Source organism: Morganella morganii, from assembly GCF_019243775.1.
GTDB classification, from domain to species: Bacteria; Pseudomonadota; Gammaproteobacteria; order Enterobacterales; family Enterobacteriaceae; genus Morganella; species Morganella morganii.
The window spans coordinates 2,398,854-2,414,181 of record NZ_CP069157.1 but is presented as its reverse complement, the minus strand read 5'-3'; the positions used below and the strand labels follow the sequence as shown (position 1 = coordinate 2,414,181).

15 protein-coding genes are annotated in these 15,328 nt (G+C 50.7%); 8 read left to right on the top strand and 7 right to left on the bottom strand.

The window, feature by feature from the left end; genetic code table 11:
• Nucleotides 1-29: 29 nt before the first annotated feature.
• The 5 genes from JL661_RS11675 to nadK form a co-directional block, all read right to left on the bottom strand.
• On the bottom strand, nt 30-1,424 hold the full coding sequence (locus JL661_RS11675) for a DNA translocase FtsK (RefSeq protein ID WP_151298170.1): 1,395 nt from the start codon (nt 1,422-1,424) through the stop codon (nt 30-32).
• A gap of 231 nt (nt 1,425-1,655) precedes the next feature.
• Entirely contained in the window at nt 1,656-2,927 is a 1,272-nt protein-coding gene (locus JL661_RS11670) for an MFS transporter (RefSeq protein WP_004241895.1), read from the bottom strand.
• Between the two features lie 428 nt (nt 2,928-3,355).
• Nucleotides 3,356-3,742 carry an outer membrane protein assembly factor BamE gene (bamE, locus tag JL661_RS11665; RefSeq protein ID WP_004241898.1) on the bottom strand — a complete coding sequence of 129 codons (387 nt, stop codon included), beginning with the start codon at nt 3,740-3,742 and terminating at the stop codon, nt 3,356-3,358.
• A gap of 122 nt (nt 3,743-3,864) precedes the next feature.
• Nucleotides 3,865-5,526 (bottom strand): DNA repair protein RecN, encoded by a 1,662-nt coding sequence (gene recN, locus JL661_RS11660; RefSeq protein ID WP_062772442.1) that lies wholly within the window; start codon nt 5,524-5,526, stop codon nt 3,865-3,867.
• Between the two features lie 88 nt (nt 5,527-5,614).
• Nucleotides 5,615-6,514 carry an NAD(+) kinase gene (gene nadK, locus JL661_RS11655; RefSeq protein WP_004237006.1) on the bottom strand — a complete coding sequence of 300 codons (900 nt, stop codon included), beginning with the start codon at nt 6,512-6,514 and terminating at the stop codon, nt 5,615-5,617.
• Nucleotides 6,515-6,614: 100 nt separating this feature from the next.
• On the opposite strand from nadK, the gene grpE reads away from it, so the two are divergent.
• Complete coding sequence (gene grpE, locus JL661_RS11650; protein WP_004237004.1) at nt 6,615-7,193, top strand: nucleotide exchange factor GrpE; 579 nt, start codon at nt 6,615-6,617, stop codon at nt 7,191-7,193.
• A 219-nt stretch (nt 7,194-7,412) separates the two neighbouring features.
• Here grpE and ung read toward each other — a convergent pair whose 3' ends face one another.
• Entirely contained in the window at nt 7,413-8,111 is a 699-nt protein-coding gene (gene ung, locus JL661_RS11645) for a uracil-DNA glycosylase (RefSeq protein ID WP_036416902.1), read from the bottom strand.
• 344 nt (nt 8,112-8,455) lie between these two features.
• On the opposite strand from ung, the gene grcA reads away from it, so the two are divergent.
• Nucleotides 8,456-8,839: an autonomous glycyl radical cofactor GrcA gene (gene grcA / locus JL661_RS11640; protein ID WP_004237002.1), complete on the top strand. Its 384-nt coding sequence runs from the start codon at nt 8,456-8,458 to the stop codon at nt 8,837-8,839.
• Nucleotides 8,840-8,997: 158 nt separating this feature from the next.
• A complete protein-coding gene (locus JL661_RS11635; protein ID WP_036416897.1) occupies nt 8,998-9,819 on the top strand; it encodes a Tle-like phospholipase domain-containing protein in 822 nt (273 codons plus the stop codon).
• A gap of 58 nt (nt 9,820-9,877) precedes the next feature.
• Here the strand turns inward: JL661_RS11635 and srmB are convergent, their stop codons facing one another.
• Nucleotides 9,878-11,224, bottom strand: a complete 1,347-nt coding sequence (gene srmB, locus JL661_RS11630; RefSeq protein WP_004236999.1) for an ATP-dependent RNA helicase SrmB — start codon at nt 11,222-11,224, stop codon at nt 9,878-9,880.
• 150 nt (nt 11,225-11,374) lie between these two features.
• Between srmB and JL661_RS11625 the strand changes: the two genes are divergently transcribed.
• The 5 genes from JL661_RS11625 (at nt 11,375) to rseC (ending at nt 15,137) form a co-directional block, all read left to right on the top strand.
• Nucleotides 11,375-12,118, top strand: a complete 744-nt coding sequence (locus JL661_RS11625; protein ID WP_036414317.1) for a tRNA1(Val) (adenine(37)-N6)-methyltransferase — start codon at nt 11,375-11,377, stop codon at nt 12,116-12,118.
• Nucleotides 12,119-12,466: 348 nt separating this feature from the next.
• Entirely contained in the window at nt 12,467-13,045 is a 579-nt protein-coding gene (rpoE, locus tag JL661_RS11620; protein ID WP_004236997.1) for an RNA polymerase sigma factor RpoE, read from the top strand.
• 31 nt (nt 13,046-13,076) lie between these two features.
• The gene (rseA, locus tag JL661_RS11615; RefSeq protein ID WP_062772445.1) at nt 13,077-13,712 is read left to right on the top strand and encodes an anti-sigma-E factor RseA; all 636 of its coding nucleotides are present in this window, start codon (nt 13,077-13,079) and stop codon (nt 13,710-13,712) included.
• 2 nt (nt 13,713-13,714) lie between these two features.
• Nucleotides 13,715-14,668 carry a sigma-E factor regulatory protein RseB gene (gene rseB / locus JL661_RS11610; RefSeq protein ID WP_004241907.1) on the top strand — a complete coding sequence of 318 codons (954 nt, stop codon included), beginning with the start codon at nt 13,715-13,717 and terminating at the stop codon, nt 14,666-14,668.
• 1 nt (nt 14,669) lies between these two features.
• Complete coding sequence (gene rseC / locus JL661_RS11605) at nt 14,670-15,137, top strand: SoxR-reducing system protein RseC (protein ID WP_004241908.1); 468 nt, start codon at nt 14,670-14,672, stop codon at nt 15,135-15,137.
• Nucleotides 15,138-15,328: the final 191 nt, after the last annotated feature.

The following is a 15,328-nucleotide window of genomic DNA, read 5'->3' as shown; positions in this document are numbered from 1 at the left end:
CACTTCATCCTGTTTGAAAAATGATATAATCACAAAAGCCCCGGAACTAAAACTTCCCGCCTTCCGTCTGAAAATGGTTCGCTGATGATTCCCGATTCTTCCATTTCCTCAACGATTCTGGCTGCACGATTGTAACCAATACGGAATTCCCGCTGAATGTCGGATATCGAAACCCGTTGTTTTTCTGCGACAAACTGAACAGCCCGGTCAAATAGGGGATCCAAATCACAGGCGCCCGGTACAACTGTTCTTCCGGTGGTAAGATAATTAACATCTCCCCATTTTTTGCAGTAATCAACGGCATTATGTATATCACTGTCGCTGATATATGCTCCCTGAATGCGCTGAGGTTCTGCGGAATCAGCGGTGATAAGCAACATATCACCATTTCCGGATAATATTTCAGCGCCATGTTGCCCGATAATAAAATGAGAGTCCGCTTTGGAAGTCACTGTCATTGCAATGCGGGCAGGGATATAAAATTTAAGTTGCTGGTTTATTTTTGTCGGCAGCGGACTGCGTGTTGTGAGCAATAAATGAATGCCGGTCATTCCTCCCTGTTGCAGCAGAGGTAAAATTAAATCTTCAATATTGCTGTTATCATTAATCAGCTGAACGGCATTTTCGATACAGATAATAATAGCCGGTTTATGACTCAGACGGGGATGTTCCGCCATATAGTTTTCCGGCCGCCAAAAAGGATCCGGAATAGGTCTTCCGAATGATTCTGCCAGGGCAATTTTTTCATTATAACGCCGGAGGTCAGGGACATTTATTGCGGAGAATTGTTTGCGTCGTATTTCGGCTTCTGTGGTCAGAAAATGCAGGGCTTCGGTGATTTCAGCGCTGTCAGACAGAACAGGAAAAAGTAAATGTGGCGTATTGCGGTAAAGGCTGAGTTCAGGGTGGTGAGCATCACACAGCACCAGCCGGACGTTCGCAGGAGATGTCCGGTACAGCAGGCTCAGTATCAGGGAATGCATCAGCATGGATTTACCGGGGCCGGTTGTTCCGGCGATCAGCAGGTGCGGTAATTGTGTTAAATCCAGACTGACAGGTTCGCCGGTTATATTTTCGCCCGCCATTACCGAAAGTTGCGGCAGTGATTTGTCTTCTGTCCATTTAGTAAAACAGTGGCTGAAGGAGACGGTTTTCCGGGATTCATTTTTTACAAGCAATCCGATGTACGGTGTTCCGGGAATAAAATCAATCATCCGGATTTCGGTTACATTCAGAGAGCGGCATAATTCAGGGATAAGGGCGGAAATTTGTGAACTGCGTATTCCGGGGGAAGGGGCTAACCGAAAGAGTGTAAATATCGATCCTTCTGAATAATCCACTACTGCCGATTCAAGACGATATTTTAATAAGCAGGATGCGATTAGCGCTGCGGTCTTTTCTGCAACAGCCGGTGATTGTGTCACTGTTTATCCTTAATCAGAGAGAATATTCACTGACAGTCATCGTTCCATCCTTTTTGGGGAAAGGCAAGACACTATAACCGAGAGAATAATTAAGATAAAAATGGCACTACAGTGTAATGATATATCGTTATATATCCGGAAAATATGCAGTAAAACGATATACGGAGAGATAAAAAAACAGGGAGTATTCCCTGTTTTTTTATTACTGCGCTTTGTTATCAGATATCGTTATCAGACATAAAACTTCATCGATTTTTTGCCGAGGCAGAAGCTGATAAACAGGCCGAGAGCACAGAGGAACAGAATATAGTAGGCGATAAACATCGGGTTAACGTGTTCAGCGATAACCGGTACGGTGAAGGTGGTCAGTCCGGCGAACAGGGCGTTACCGATGTTATAAGAGAACCCGATGCCGCTTAAGCGGATATTGGCCGGGAACAGTTTGATAATAATAATCGGCACACAGGCAACCAGACCCAGGAACAGGGCGGCCAGGGAATATAAGAAGCCGATCGTGGTGTGGTCACCGCTGCCCAGGGAATTAAAGAAGGCATAGCTGGTGGCGGCGAGCAGGATGCTGTATATCACAACAGTTTTGCGGATGCCGAGTTTATCGGACACAATCCCCGCAATAATACTGCCGACCATGTTCATGACGGTGGCGAGGATGGCAATTTTACTGACAAATTCCGGGTCGATTTTAAAGATATCGGATTTCATCAGGTTTGGTGCCAGGACGACCAGAACCACACCGGTGGTCAGCAGCCAGGTGGCAAGAATAGAGATCATCGTGGCAGGTTTGTAGCTCTTCAATACCTCTTTGATTGGCATATCAATCAGTTCTTTGCGCTTTTTCATCTCCAGGAATACCGGTGTTTCACGCAGATAGCGGCGTAAATACACGGCAATCAGGCCTAAAACCCCGCCGCAGATAAACGGATAACGCCATGCAAAACTTAAGATCTGGTCATTGCTGAAATTGGTGTAAATCAGGTAAGCCGCGAAATGGCCGATAACCACGCCGAATGTCAGGCCGCTGGCAATCATACTGTTCGCCAGACCGATACGGTTCTGCGGGACATGCTCGGTGACAAAGACGTGTGCACTCGGCACTTCTCCGCCTAATGCGATGCCCTGTAACAGACGCATAATCAGCAGCAAGACCGGCGCGGCATAGCCAATCTGCTCATAGGTCGGCAGCAGGCCGATCAGCAGGGTTGGGATCGCCATCAGGAACAGGGAGAGCATAAACATTTTTTTGCGGCCAATCAGGTCGCCGAAATGTGCCATTATCACGCCGCTGAGCGGGCGGACAAAATAAGCGACCGCATAGGTCAGATAGGTCATGATACTCGAAAGCAGCGGTGAGTCACTCGGAAAGAAGAGTGTCTGCAAAAAGGGTGCGAAGGTGAGGAATACGATAAAATCGTAAAATTCCAGCGCACCACCCAAAGACGCAAGAGTCAGCGTTTTTCCGTCCTGTAGCTTTAAGCGATTAGACATGCCATTAACCTTACTTATTAAACATGCGTGAAAATAAAATAATCGTGAATACTAGCACGATACTATCGGTCAGTGAGATATTTCTGAAAAGTTAATTATACTAATGATTTATATCCGTTTTTATAGTGTGGTTACCCTGGTAAATAATATATCTCCGGCTAATTGGCGGAAATATAAGGAAAGTAATGTTTGAGTATCATGATTATTACCAGGATGGAACAGATAAAATACCGGAGAGTGATAAATCATGGTGATGAATAATTATTCGTTATAAATCCAATGAATGGATTGTGTGCGGCGGGCTGGCCGGTGACACCAGTCAGTAACACCAAACCGGAACAGATAAATGAACAAAACCCGCTGATCTGTAATATATCAGCGGGTTTTTTGTTGTTAACCACACGTTGTTTCAGCGTGACAACAGGTGATCAGTCAGTGACAGTCTCACTGGCGATTTCACTTGCTGTTTCGTCACCGCCGTCAGGCTTGTAATTGGTGTTCGTGATTTGGCTCAGTGTACCGGCTGAGTCAAAGACCAGTGTCAGTGTTTCCTGTTTCACCGGCTCATGGCCCGGTTCACGGCGGAAGACATAATACCAGGTCTGTGTTCCGAACGGGTCACGTAACATCGGGGTACCGAGTGTATAGGCGACTTGCTGTTGGGTCATTCCTTTCTGGATCTTCGCCACGTCTGCCGGTGTCAGGTAGTTACCCTGGTTGATATCCGGGCGGTAAACGACACGCTCCAGAGTGGAACAACCGGCAGTTAACAGCAACAAAGATGTCGTTGCGGCAATCAGCAATTTACAACGCATGGTGATTTCATTCCTTTAGGATTCTTTGTGACGATGATAATCGACAATAATCAAATTGAAAACCTTTACATTTTTCTATGACCGCAGGATCGCATAAAAGTTAGATGAAATCAGCTTGTTTGTCATGCTGCCAGCAATTCTTTTGCGCTGGCAAGGGTATTTTTGGTGACGGCAGTTCCGGCAAGTAACCGGGCCAGTTCCTGTACCCGTGCTTTTTTATCCAGCAACTGCATGGCGGTTTCAGTTTCCGTGCCGTTGGTGTGTTTGCTGACAAAGTAGTGCTGATGTCCGCAACCCGCAACCTGTGGTAAGTGAGTCACACACATGACCTGTGTGGATTCGCCCAGTTCACGCAGCAGTTTCCCGACGATAGCGGCTGTCGGGCCGCTGATCCCCACATCCACTTCGTCGAAAATCAGTGCCGGAGTGTCCATTTTCTTCGCGGTGATCACCTGAATTGCCAGGGCAATACGGGATAACTCCCCGCCGGATGCCACTTTCGCCAGTGCCTGATGAGGCTGTCCCGGGTTGGTGGTGACATTAAATTCAACTCTGCTCGCGCCGTCCATACTCAGTTGTTCCGGGGTAAAAATCACATCAGCGGTAAAGCGGCCGTGCGGCATGGATAAATGGTGCATGCTCTGTGTGATAAGCTCACTCAGTTCAGCGGCGTAGTGTTCTCTGACCATATGTAACTGCTGTGCGATTGTCAGCGCCTGCTGATAATATTGTTCCGCTTCGCGACTCAGTTCTTCGCTGTGCTGTTCACTCTCCTGCTGCATCTGCTGCTCTTCCTGCAACTGTGCATACAGAACATATAATTCTTCCGGCGTGGTGTGGTGTTTACGGCTCAGGCTGATGTAACGGGAGATTCGTTGCTCAAGTTCATACAGCCGGTTTGGATCGAGATCCACGCGGTTACTGTAGTGACGCAGTTCATTGCTGACTTCATCCACCTGAATGGCGGCTTCTTCCAGCATGGTCAGTAACGGGGACAGGCTTTCATCCAGTGAGATCAGTTCGCTGAGTTCATGACGGGCATGATTGAGCATGCTGATAATGTTGTTTTCATCATTTTCACTGAGAATGTTTAAGGTGCCCTGACTCAGGCTCAGAAACTGACCGGCATTCGCCAGGCGTTTATATTCCGCATCAATATCCGGAAATTCCCCTTCACGGGGTTCAAATTCACCGAGTTCTTTCAGGTGATAATCAACCAGTTGCCGGCGGGCTTCCCGCTCCAGTGCCTGCTGCTGATAGAGCGCCAGTGCCTGACAAGCGTTGTGCCATTGTTGCCAGGCTTTTTTCATTTCACCGAGCAGTAAGCCCTGGTTGGCATAGGTATCCAGCAGAATTTTCTGGTGACTGCTTTCCAGCAGATGCTGATGGGCATGCTGTCCGTGGATTTGGATCAGCAGTGTGCCGAGCTCACGCAGTTGTGACAGCGGTACGGCTGTGCCGTTGATAAAACCACGGGAACGCCCGTCGCTGTTGATAGTGCGGCGCAGCAGGCATTCCTGATTATCATCCAGTTGGTGTTCCTCCAGCCAGAGACGGGCAGCCGGGGTATCTTTCAGAGAGAAGCGGGCGCAGATATCAGCGCGGTTAGCGCCGGGACGCACCATATTGGCATCCGCGCGGTTGCCGAGGCACAATCCCAGTGCATCAATGGCAATGGATTTACCGGCACCGGTTTCACCTGTGATGGCGGACATACCGGCGCGGAAGTCGATTTCTAACTCGCGGACAATGGCAAACTGACTAATGGTGAGCTGGGTTAACATGCCGCCTCTCCTGTGGATATACACATACCTGTTTTTACATACAGTATAATCAGGATTTGTATCCGGTAAAGAGGCGGAATGAAAAAAATCAGAACATTTTTTTAGACCAGCCGAGTTTTGTGCTTAACGTATTGAAATAGTTATAATCAATCGGGTGTATGAGATCGAGAGTTTTGCTGCTGCGTTTGATCCTGACCACATCCCCTTCCTGTATCGGCAGTGCTATCTGGCTGTCACAGCTGACTTCATAGTCAATATTGGTCTGCGGGAATTTCAGGGTAATGGTGCTGTGACTGCTGATCACCAGCGGCCGCGAGGAGAGGGTGTGCGGGAACATCGGTACCAGGGCGATAGCATCAAGATTGGGTGTCAGGATCGGCCCGCCCGCTGAAAGTGAATAGGCGGTGGAGCCGGTCGGGGTGGTGATGATCAGGCCGTCAGAACGCTGGGAAAAGGCAAAGCGCTCATCAATATAGACTTCAAAATCAATCATGTGGGCGACTTTTCCGGGGTGGAGTACCACTTCATTGAGCGCGGTGCTGCGGCGCAGTTTGCCGTTGGGGCTGAGTACCCCGGCATCGAGCAGAAACCGTTTTTCGACGTGGTATTCCCCGGTCAGCACGCGGTCGAGCTGCTGGAGTGCATTGTCTGGCGCGAGATCAGTCAGAAAGCCGAGGTTTCCCCGGTTTACGCCGATCACATCCGCGCCATAGCGGGAGAGCACACGGGCGGCGCCGAGCATATTGCCGTCCCCGCCGATCACAATCACCAGGTCGGCCTGCTGCCCGATATCCGGCAGTGTGCCGGTGACAGCATCGGTCAGCCGCATTTCAGCGGCAACATCACTTTCGACAATCACACGCAGACCTTTTTTCAACAGCCAGTGATACAGCAGTTCGTGTGTTGCCAGCGCTTCAGGATGGCGCGGATGGCCGACAATTCCGATACAGCGGAACGATTTGTTTTTTGCGGTATTGTCCGTCAGCATGTGCGTTTTAGCCTCACTTAATCGCCATTCCCTTGAATCTCTGAGTTTGATCCCCATAATAAACAAGAATCAGGATTATTGCGAAATACGCGGAGATTTTATGAGTAGTCACGAACAAAAAACGCACGAAGAACCTGTTGCAGATGCAGCGGAGACCCTGAACACGGCAGCAGAGCAGCCGGAAACGGAGCAGGCGGATGCCGCCGCAGCAGCACAGGCCCGTATTGCGGAACTGGAGCATGAGCTGGAAGAGTCCCGTAAAACGGAACGCGAAGCGATGCTGCGCGCCAAAGCGGAGATTGAAAACAACCGCCGCCGTATGGAACAGGATGTTGAAAAAGCCCATAAGTTTGCATTAGAACGTTTTTCTAATGAATTATTACCTGTGATTGATAACCTGGAGCGTGCACTGAGTGCGGTGAATCCGGAAGATGAAGCACAGAAAAGTATGCTGGAAGGGCTGGAACTGACACTGAAATCCTTCCTGGATGCCGTGAAAAAATTCGGTATCGAAGTGGTCGAAGAGACAAAAGTGCCGTTCAATCCGGATGTGCATCAGGCCATCAGTATGGTGGATGCTGCGGATCACGAGTCCAACCATGTGGTGACAGTGATGCAGAAAGGCTACACCTTAAACGGCCGCCTGCTGCGTCCGGCGATGGTGATGGTCTCCAAATAAGGATCGTTTCCACGCAACAACGGAATGCCGCCGCAAAGGCGGCATCAGGCCGTTGACAAACCCGCAGGGGTTGGCGGCGGCCGAAAGAGGTTGTAAAAATAAACCAGGAAAATCAATTTATTGATTTTCGGCTGATAACACAAAGCAGGAAAAATCCCGTTTTATCCTGCTTTGTCTGCAATCTCATGCCGCCGCAAGGGCGGCATTTTTGTCTCAGTATTATGCGCCGGGCTGAAGCTCTGCCGGGATCACCGGCTGCCAGTCGATGGGTGCCTGACCGCGCTCTGTCAGTATCGCATTGGTCTTTGAGAAGTGACCGCAGCCCAGGAAACCACGGTGTGCGGATAACGGTGACGGGTGTGGCGCTTTCAGTATCACATGCTTTTGCTGATCAATGTATTGGCCTTTCCGCTGGGCATGTGCGCCCCAGAGCAGGAAAATCACACCTTCACAATGGGCATTGACGGCCGCAATCACATTATCGGTAAACGTTTCCCAGCCCAGTTTGGCGTGTGAGTGTGCCTGGCCGCGTTCAACCGTCAGCACGGTATTAAGCAGTAACACGCCCTGTTGTGCCCAGCTGACGAGGCAGCCGTGATTCGGCCGGGTAAATCCCGGGATATCCGCTTCCAGTTCCTTATACATATTTACGAGCGACGGCGGCGGCTGAATACCCGGCAGCACAGAGAAAGAGAGACCGTGTGCCTGGTTCGGTCCGTGGTACGGATCCTGTCCCAGAATCACGACCCGCACATCAGACAGCTCCGTATAACGGAATGCGTTAAAGACATCTTTCTGTGGTGGGTAAATGGTCTTACCAATTTCTCGTTCATGAGCGACAACACGGAGTGTTTCAATGAAATAGGGCTGGGTTTTCTCATGGCCGATGACATCATGCCAGGTCAGTGATGCAGACATCGTGTCGTTATCCTTCATTTATTACAAGAGTTGCATTCAGCTTACCTGACTTATCCGTTGTTAGGAAATAAGAAGGGATTTTTTTGCGGGCCGGTTCTGATAACCGCAGTGGCAGGGCGAAAATGGCTGATTTTTTACAAAAAAAACTGAAAATAGCAAAAATGAAATTTTGATTTAAAACAGACTTTTACCATAGCGGTTAAAAATTGATATGATTTTTATTGATATATGTCAAAGAATCACCCCTGTATTCTTGGTATATAAGATGCAGAGACATTGGTTAGACCAATATTCCAAGTTAAATGACAATCAATAAATTGATAACGAATCACCCGGAGGTCATCATGGTTACTGGTATTCAAATTACTAAATCCGAAAACGCTGCACTGGTTAACTCTTTCTGGCTGCTGGATGACAGCAAAGACGAAGTACGCTGCATCTGTGCAAAAGAACAATATGCAGACGGTGATGTTGTTTCCCGTGCCGCATTAGGTCCTTTCGAGTACCGCGAAGTGAATTTACAGGTTCAGCCTACCGTCCGTGTTGAAGGTGGTCAGCACCTGAACGTGAACGTTCTGCGTCGTGAAACTCTGGAAGATGCTGTTAACCATCCGGAAAAATACCCGCAGTTAACTATCCGTGTTTCCGGTTATGCAGTGCGTTTCAACTCACTGACTCCTGAACAGCAGCGCGACGTTATTGCCCGTACTTTTACTGCCAGCCTGTAATCGTTCCGGCAATAGTCCTTGTTCCGAAAACCACGCTCCGGCGTGGTTTTTTTATGTCTGACGGATAAGGATATGGTAACTCACTGATAAAAAATGATATTGTTACAGTGTGATGAATAGCGTTAAGTGAAGCCTTCTGTATCCGGGGAGGTATACTTATGTTGATTGAACACTATTTTTCGCAGTTACTGGCTTTCTCATCCACGCCGCATTGTCAGTCCCTTTTGCAGCGGCAGCATTTAACCGCAGCGGATTTATTGCTGCCGGCACCCGCCGGGATCCGGCAGGATGGTTTTCCCGATGATATTACCCTGGCCCGGCTGTGTTCAGACAGTTATCAGCCCGGCAGCCGTGATATCGGCGGGGTCAGTCGTTCTGATGCGCAGACACTGGCCTCGCTCTCGCTGACGGAAGAGCAGTTAAGCAGCCCGTCCGGCCTGCAGAGTATGATTTATCATTACCGTGATACCGGTATTCTGGCGTTTGCGGGCAGTAATGATATGTCAGATATGATGACCAATATCCGCCAGGGGCACGGATTACCGGCCCGGCAGTATCAGGAGGCGGTGTCACTGGCAGCACATCTGTTGTCGCAATCCGTTTGTCCGTGGCTGTTTGTCGGGCATTCTCTCGGCGGCGGGCTGGCATCATTCTGTGCTGTGGTGCTGCAGCAGCCGGCGGTGATATTCAATGCGGCGGGGCTGGCGGAAAATACGCTGGCGGAAGAGGGCGTTTCTCTGGTGACGGCGCGTGCGCGCGGGGCAGAGCTTATCCGTCATTATGTGCTGGAGCATGACTGGCTCACGCATATCCAGGACGGGCTGGATCTTCCGAAAGCACTGGGGCAGCGGATAGCGCTGGAGTATTATCCGCCGCAGCATGCGCATTCCGTTTTGCAGAAACTGGTTCTCGGCGTGAAGGCACATACCCTGTCGCAGGTGGTTACCGCGATGGAACAGATGGATGAAATCCGGGAGTAAGCATAAAAAAACGGACTGTGACAGTCCGTTTTCTTTTATCAGAGAGAAGGAGTTCCGTTTATTCCTGTGGCTCAGCGGCCGCAGGAGTTTGTCCCGCGTGATCTGCGCCTGGCTTGCGTCGTTTTCCGATATTTTTACTGACGCGATGACGGATTTTGGTTTTTTTCTTCTTCTCAGTTTCAGCGATTTTCTGCTCTTTGCGCTTGGCGAGCACTTTTTTCGACGGCTTGTGCGTCGCTTTCTCCGATGGCGCACGGGTTTTCGGCCGTAGCTCATCAATCACGCGCATTTTAACCGGCTCTTCAATATAACGGATGATTTTGCCGAGCAGCGGCTGGTCGTGAGATTCCACCAGTGAAACAGCCACCCCTTTGCGTCCGGCACGGGCGGTGCGCCCGATACGGTGCAGGTAGACATCCGCGGTGCGCGGCAGGTCAAAGTTAAATACGTGGCTGATATCTTCGATGTCGATCCCGCGGGAGGCCACATCGGTGGCGATAAGCACAGTAGCACGGCCGTCAGTCATACGGCTGATGGCTTCGTTGCGTTTCGCCTGAACCATTTCGCCTTCAAGATAGCAGGAGACAATATCCTGTGTGCGCAGCCAGTCAGACAGTTCACGCACGCGCTCACGTTTGCGGACAAACACCACCGTTTTGGTGACATCCGGTTGTTTCAGCAAATGTGCGAGCAGGGCTTTCTTGTGCTCCAGGTCATCGGCACGCAGGTAGAACTGCTGGATTTTTTTGCGCTCACGGCGTGACGGGTCAGCTTCGATCTCAACCGGCTCGTTCAGGATCCGTTTGGCGAAATCGCGGATAGCCTGACCTTCGAGGGTGGCGGAGAACAGCATAGTCTGTGTGCGCCAGCGGGTTTCACCGGCGATGGTTTCGATATCGTTGGCAAAGCCCATGTCCAGCATGCGGTCAGCTTCGTCGAGGATCAGGATCTCAACCGCGCGGCAGTCAAAGTTCTCTTCTTTTATATACTGCAGCAGACGCCCGGTGGTCGCGACAACAATATCCTGGTTCTCACTGAACACTTCGGCGTGGTTCATATAAGCTACGCCGCCGGTGATGGTGGCGACATCGTGATGGGTGAACTGACAGAATTCTCTGGCCTGATCCGCCACTTGCATAGCCAGTTCGCGGGTCGGAGTCAGGATAAGCACGCGCGGCGGCCCGGATTTTTTACGCGGGAAGTCAGACAGGTGCTGAATGGCCGGCAGCAGATAAGCGGCAGTTTTGCCGGTGCCGGTCGGGGCTGAACCCAGAATATCACGATTATCCAGCGCAGCCGGAATAGTGGCTTCCTGGATGGCGGTCGGACGCTCATAGCCCTTGGCATCCAGTGCGCGGATCAGTTCATCGTTCAGTTCAAGTTCAGAAAAAGTAGTTGCAGTCATTATATACCTCTGTTTGGACCGCTGATTATAAACGGCTTGGACAGGATCTTCATCAAAAATAGTTGTCAGCGTGCGGGACTTTCTTCTGCGGGCAGAAGTCCGTATCCTGTCGCCGGGTTTTCTTTATTTTAACAGACAAACAGTTCCGTGATGATGACAAACGAAAAACAACCTCCGCGCCGCCGTGGTTTTGCCTGCAAACAATTTTTTGTGGCCCACGACCGTTGTGCCATGAAAGTCGGTACCGACGGGGTGCTGCTCGGTGGCTGGGCACCGTGTGAAAATGCCCGCCGTATTCTGGATATCGGTACCGGCAGCGGGCTGGTGGCGCTGATGCTGGCGCAGCGGTCATTGCCGGATACACGGATTGATGCGGTGGATATTGATGCTGACGCCGCAGCGCAGGCCGCAGAGAATTTCCTCGCGTCACCGTGGGGTGGCCGGATGAAGGTGTTTCATCAGGATATCGGTGAGTTTACCGCTGCCTGCCCGCAATCCCGTTATGAGCTTATCGTCAGTAATCCGCCGTATTTCGCCCCGGCGGTCGCCTGCCGTAACAGTGCCCGGGAAACCGCCCGTTACACCACATCACTGGATCACCCTCAGTTGCTGGAGCATGCGGCACAGCTTATCACGCCGGACGGTCTGCTCTGTGTGGTGCTGCCGTACACCACAGGACAGGATTTTATCGCTGCCGCCGGTGAGCAGAACTGGTTTCTGCACACACAGATTGCCGTGTCAGATAAACCGGATACCCCTTTTCACCGGACATTAATCGCCTTATCGCGCCGTCCGGTCAGTGCGCTGCACAAAACGATGAGTATTAAAACGGAAGAGGGCCGTTACAGCGCTGATTTCAAATCATTTATCACCGGTTTTTATCTGAAATACTGAACTGCGTCACTGTGGCGGTTACGGCGGTGCTTTTTTCAGTCAAAAGCGGATTTTACAGGATATTTACACTGTCCTGCGGCAATTTTCCGTGATTATCAGAGGGATTACCGCTGAAAACGTGGTAATCTGTAACGTTAATCGCCGGAAAAACAGGCTGCGGACAAATACGCAGGATTTATCCGGAAAATATGCAGTGAGGATCACAAAAAGGATCCTTTTTTGTAATTTTTTTAAAAGAAAAATGAACTTCGCTATTTTAGCTGACTCAAAGTATCGCTTGCTCATGATGAAGTGAAGCGAAACAGGAAAGAGAATGGTGAAGCTGAGCTTCGGGAGATAACACTGCGAATGAGCGAGCAGTTAACGGATCAAATGCTGGTTGATCGGGTACAGAAGGGGGATCAGAAAGCCTTTAATATGCTGGTGGTACGTTATCAGCACAAGGTGGCGAGTCTGGTATCCCGTTATGTTCCGCAGAGTGATGTTCCGGATGTGGCGCAGGAGTCCTTTATTAAGGCGTACCGCGCAGTCGGGTCATTTCGCGGTGACAGTGCATTTTATACCTGGCTGTACCGTATTGCGGTCAATACAGCAAAGAATTACCTGGTTGCTCAGGGGCGCCGTCCGCCGTCCAGTGATGTGGATGCCGGAGATGCTGAGAATTTTGAATCCTCAGGGGCGTTAAAAGAAATTTCGAACCCTGAGAACTTAATGTTGTCTGAAGAATTAAGAGCGGTGGTTTTCCGCACGATCGATTCCTTACCTGAGGATTTGAAAACGGCGATTACATTGCGTGAGCTCGATGGTCTGAGCTATGAAGAAATAGCTGAGATTATGGATTGCCCGGTCGGCACGGTTCGTTCCCGTATCTTCCGCGCACGCGAAGCCATCGATAATAAAGTTCAGCCACTGATACAAAATCAGTGAGCACTTAAATCACACTGAAGGGAACGTAGGCATGCAAAAAGAGATACTTTCCGCACTGATGGACGGAGAAACTCTTGACAGTGAAGTGGTTACCGCACTGACACAGGATGCAGATCTGCAGGCAGAATGGGCTGGTTATCACCTTATCCGTGATACCATGCGCGGCGACCTGCCGGATGTTATGCATTTTGATATTGCGTCACGGGTAGCTGAAGCACTGGCGCAGGAGCCGGTTTATATCGCACCTCAGGCGATCCCTGAGTCTCAGCCTGAACCGAAAACATGGCGTGATTACGGATTTGTGGCAAAACTGCGCCCGTGGGCCAGTCAGTTAACACAAATCAGTATGGCAGCCTGCGTGTCACTGGCCGTGATTATCGGTGTTCAGCACTATAATACCGACGGCACAGAGAGCGTGGTTAACGGTGATGCATCCGCATTCAATACCGTTCCGTTTATGGGCAGTGCGTCACCTGTCAGCCTCGATCTGAAAAACGGCGCCGGTCTTGCCCCGCAGACCCGTTTTGATCAGGAGCGCGGTGCGCGTCTGAATGCGATTTTCCAGCAGTATGAACTGGATCGCCGTGTACACACGGATGGTCAGCCTGAAGTTAAACAGACAGCCACCCCGGAACAGGGTCGCGCGTCTTCACAACCACAGCAGTAGTAATGAAACGAATCTGGTTATCCGTTGCTTTTCTGACGGGCAGCCTGTTACTCGCAGCACCGGCCTCAGCACAACAAAGTGCTGAGGCGTTGCTGCAGAATATGGGTAACGCTTCCCGCACACTCAGTTATGAACTCTCTTTTATCACCATCTCCCCGAAAGGTATCACGCCGGTCCGTTACCGCTATGCGGTTATGGATGGTCAGCCTGTCGCCCAGATTATGCAGATGGACAGCTCCCGCCGGGAAATTGTCCAGCGTGGTCAGGAGATCAGCTACTATGAGCCGGGGCTGGATTCATTCAGCCTGAGCGGTAATCACATTGTTGATTATCTGCCGTCGATTATTTTCGCGGACTTCAGTGCGCTGAAAGCCTATTACAATTTTATTGATGTCGGACGGATCCATATCGGCGATCATCCGGGACGGGTCGTGCGCATCACCTCAAAAGATAACTCACGTTACAATTATATTGTGGTCGCAGATGAAGAAACCGGCCTGCCGTTACAGGTGGACCTGCTGGATCAGAATAATGTCTCACTCGAACAGTTCCGCGTGGTTTCTGCTTCCGTGAATAACAGCAGTGTGACAGAAGCACTGAAAGCGGTACAGTCTGTCACTATGCCACCGGTACTGGCTATTCCGCAGCCGGAAAAGATCAAATTTGACTGGGATGTAATGCGTCTGCCTAACGGCTTTAAAGAAATGACCCGCAACCGCCGCCAGGTGGGGGAACAGGAATGGGTGGAGACGGTCATGTTCAGCGATGGCCTGTTCTCATTTTCCGTGAATGTCGCCAAAGCGGTGAAGACACCAGAAAATCAACAGACAATGCGCCAGGGTTCGCGTACGCTGTACACCATACGTAAAGGTGATAATGAGATCACTGTCTTTGGCGAACTGCCCCCGGCGACAGCCCGGCAGATAGCTGACGGTGTGACATTCAGCGGAGGTTAATATGGTAAAAGAGTGGGCAACCGTGGTGCGCTGGCAGGACGGGCGTGCGGTGTTGCGTTACGGGTCATCTGCCGGATGCGGCAGTTGCAAAGCCCGGGCGGCATGCGGCTCTTATCTGCTGAATAAACTGGGGCCGGAAGCGGAGCATCAGCTTGAAATTCCGGTCAGTGAACCGCTGGTGACCGGTCAGAAAGTGGAAGTCGGGATCCCGGAAGGCAGCCTGCTGCGCTCGGCAATGCTGGTGTATCTCACGCCGCTGCTGGGTTTATTTGCCGGTGCGGGGCTGGTGCAGGCACTGACGGAAAGTCAGTCTGCGGTTCTCGCGGGTGGTCTGCTGGGCGGCGCAGCAGGGTTCCTGCTGGCGCGTAAAATTGCCCGCCACTGGAGCGGCTCAGCGGATTATGAGCCGGTTATCCTGCAAATCGGCCTGCCGCCGTCAGAGCTCAGCATTGATATGTGTGAGTCCTGATTTATCAGGGCTCTCCTGTTGTGAAGTATGCCGGTCATGATTTGACCGGCATTTTTTTTACCGCGGGAATGTCAGTGATTCCTATATTTTTCTTATGCTGCTCAGGTAGCATGAGGAACTTCCGTGTAAGAAAATATCCTGATTAGTGAGGGCAGTAATGCTGGTACAGACAGTAAAGGATTACCGTTTTT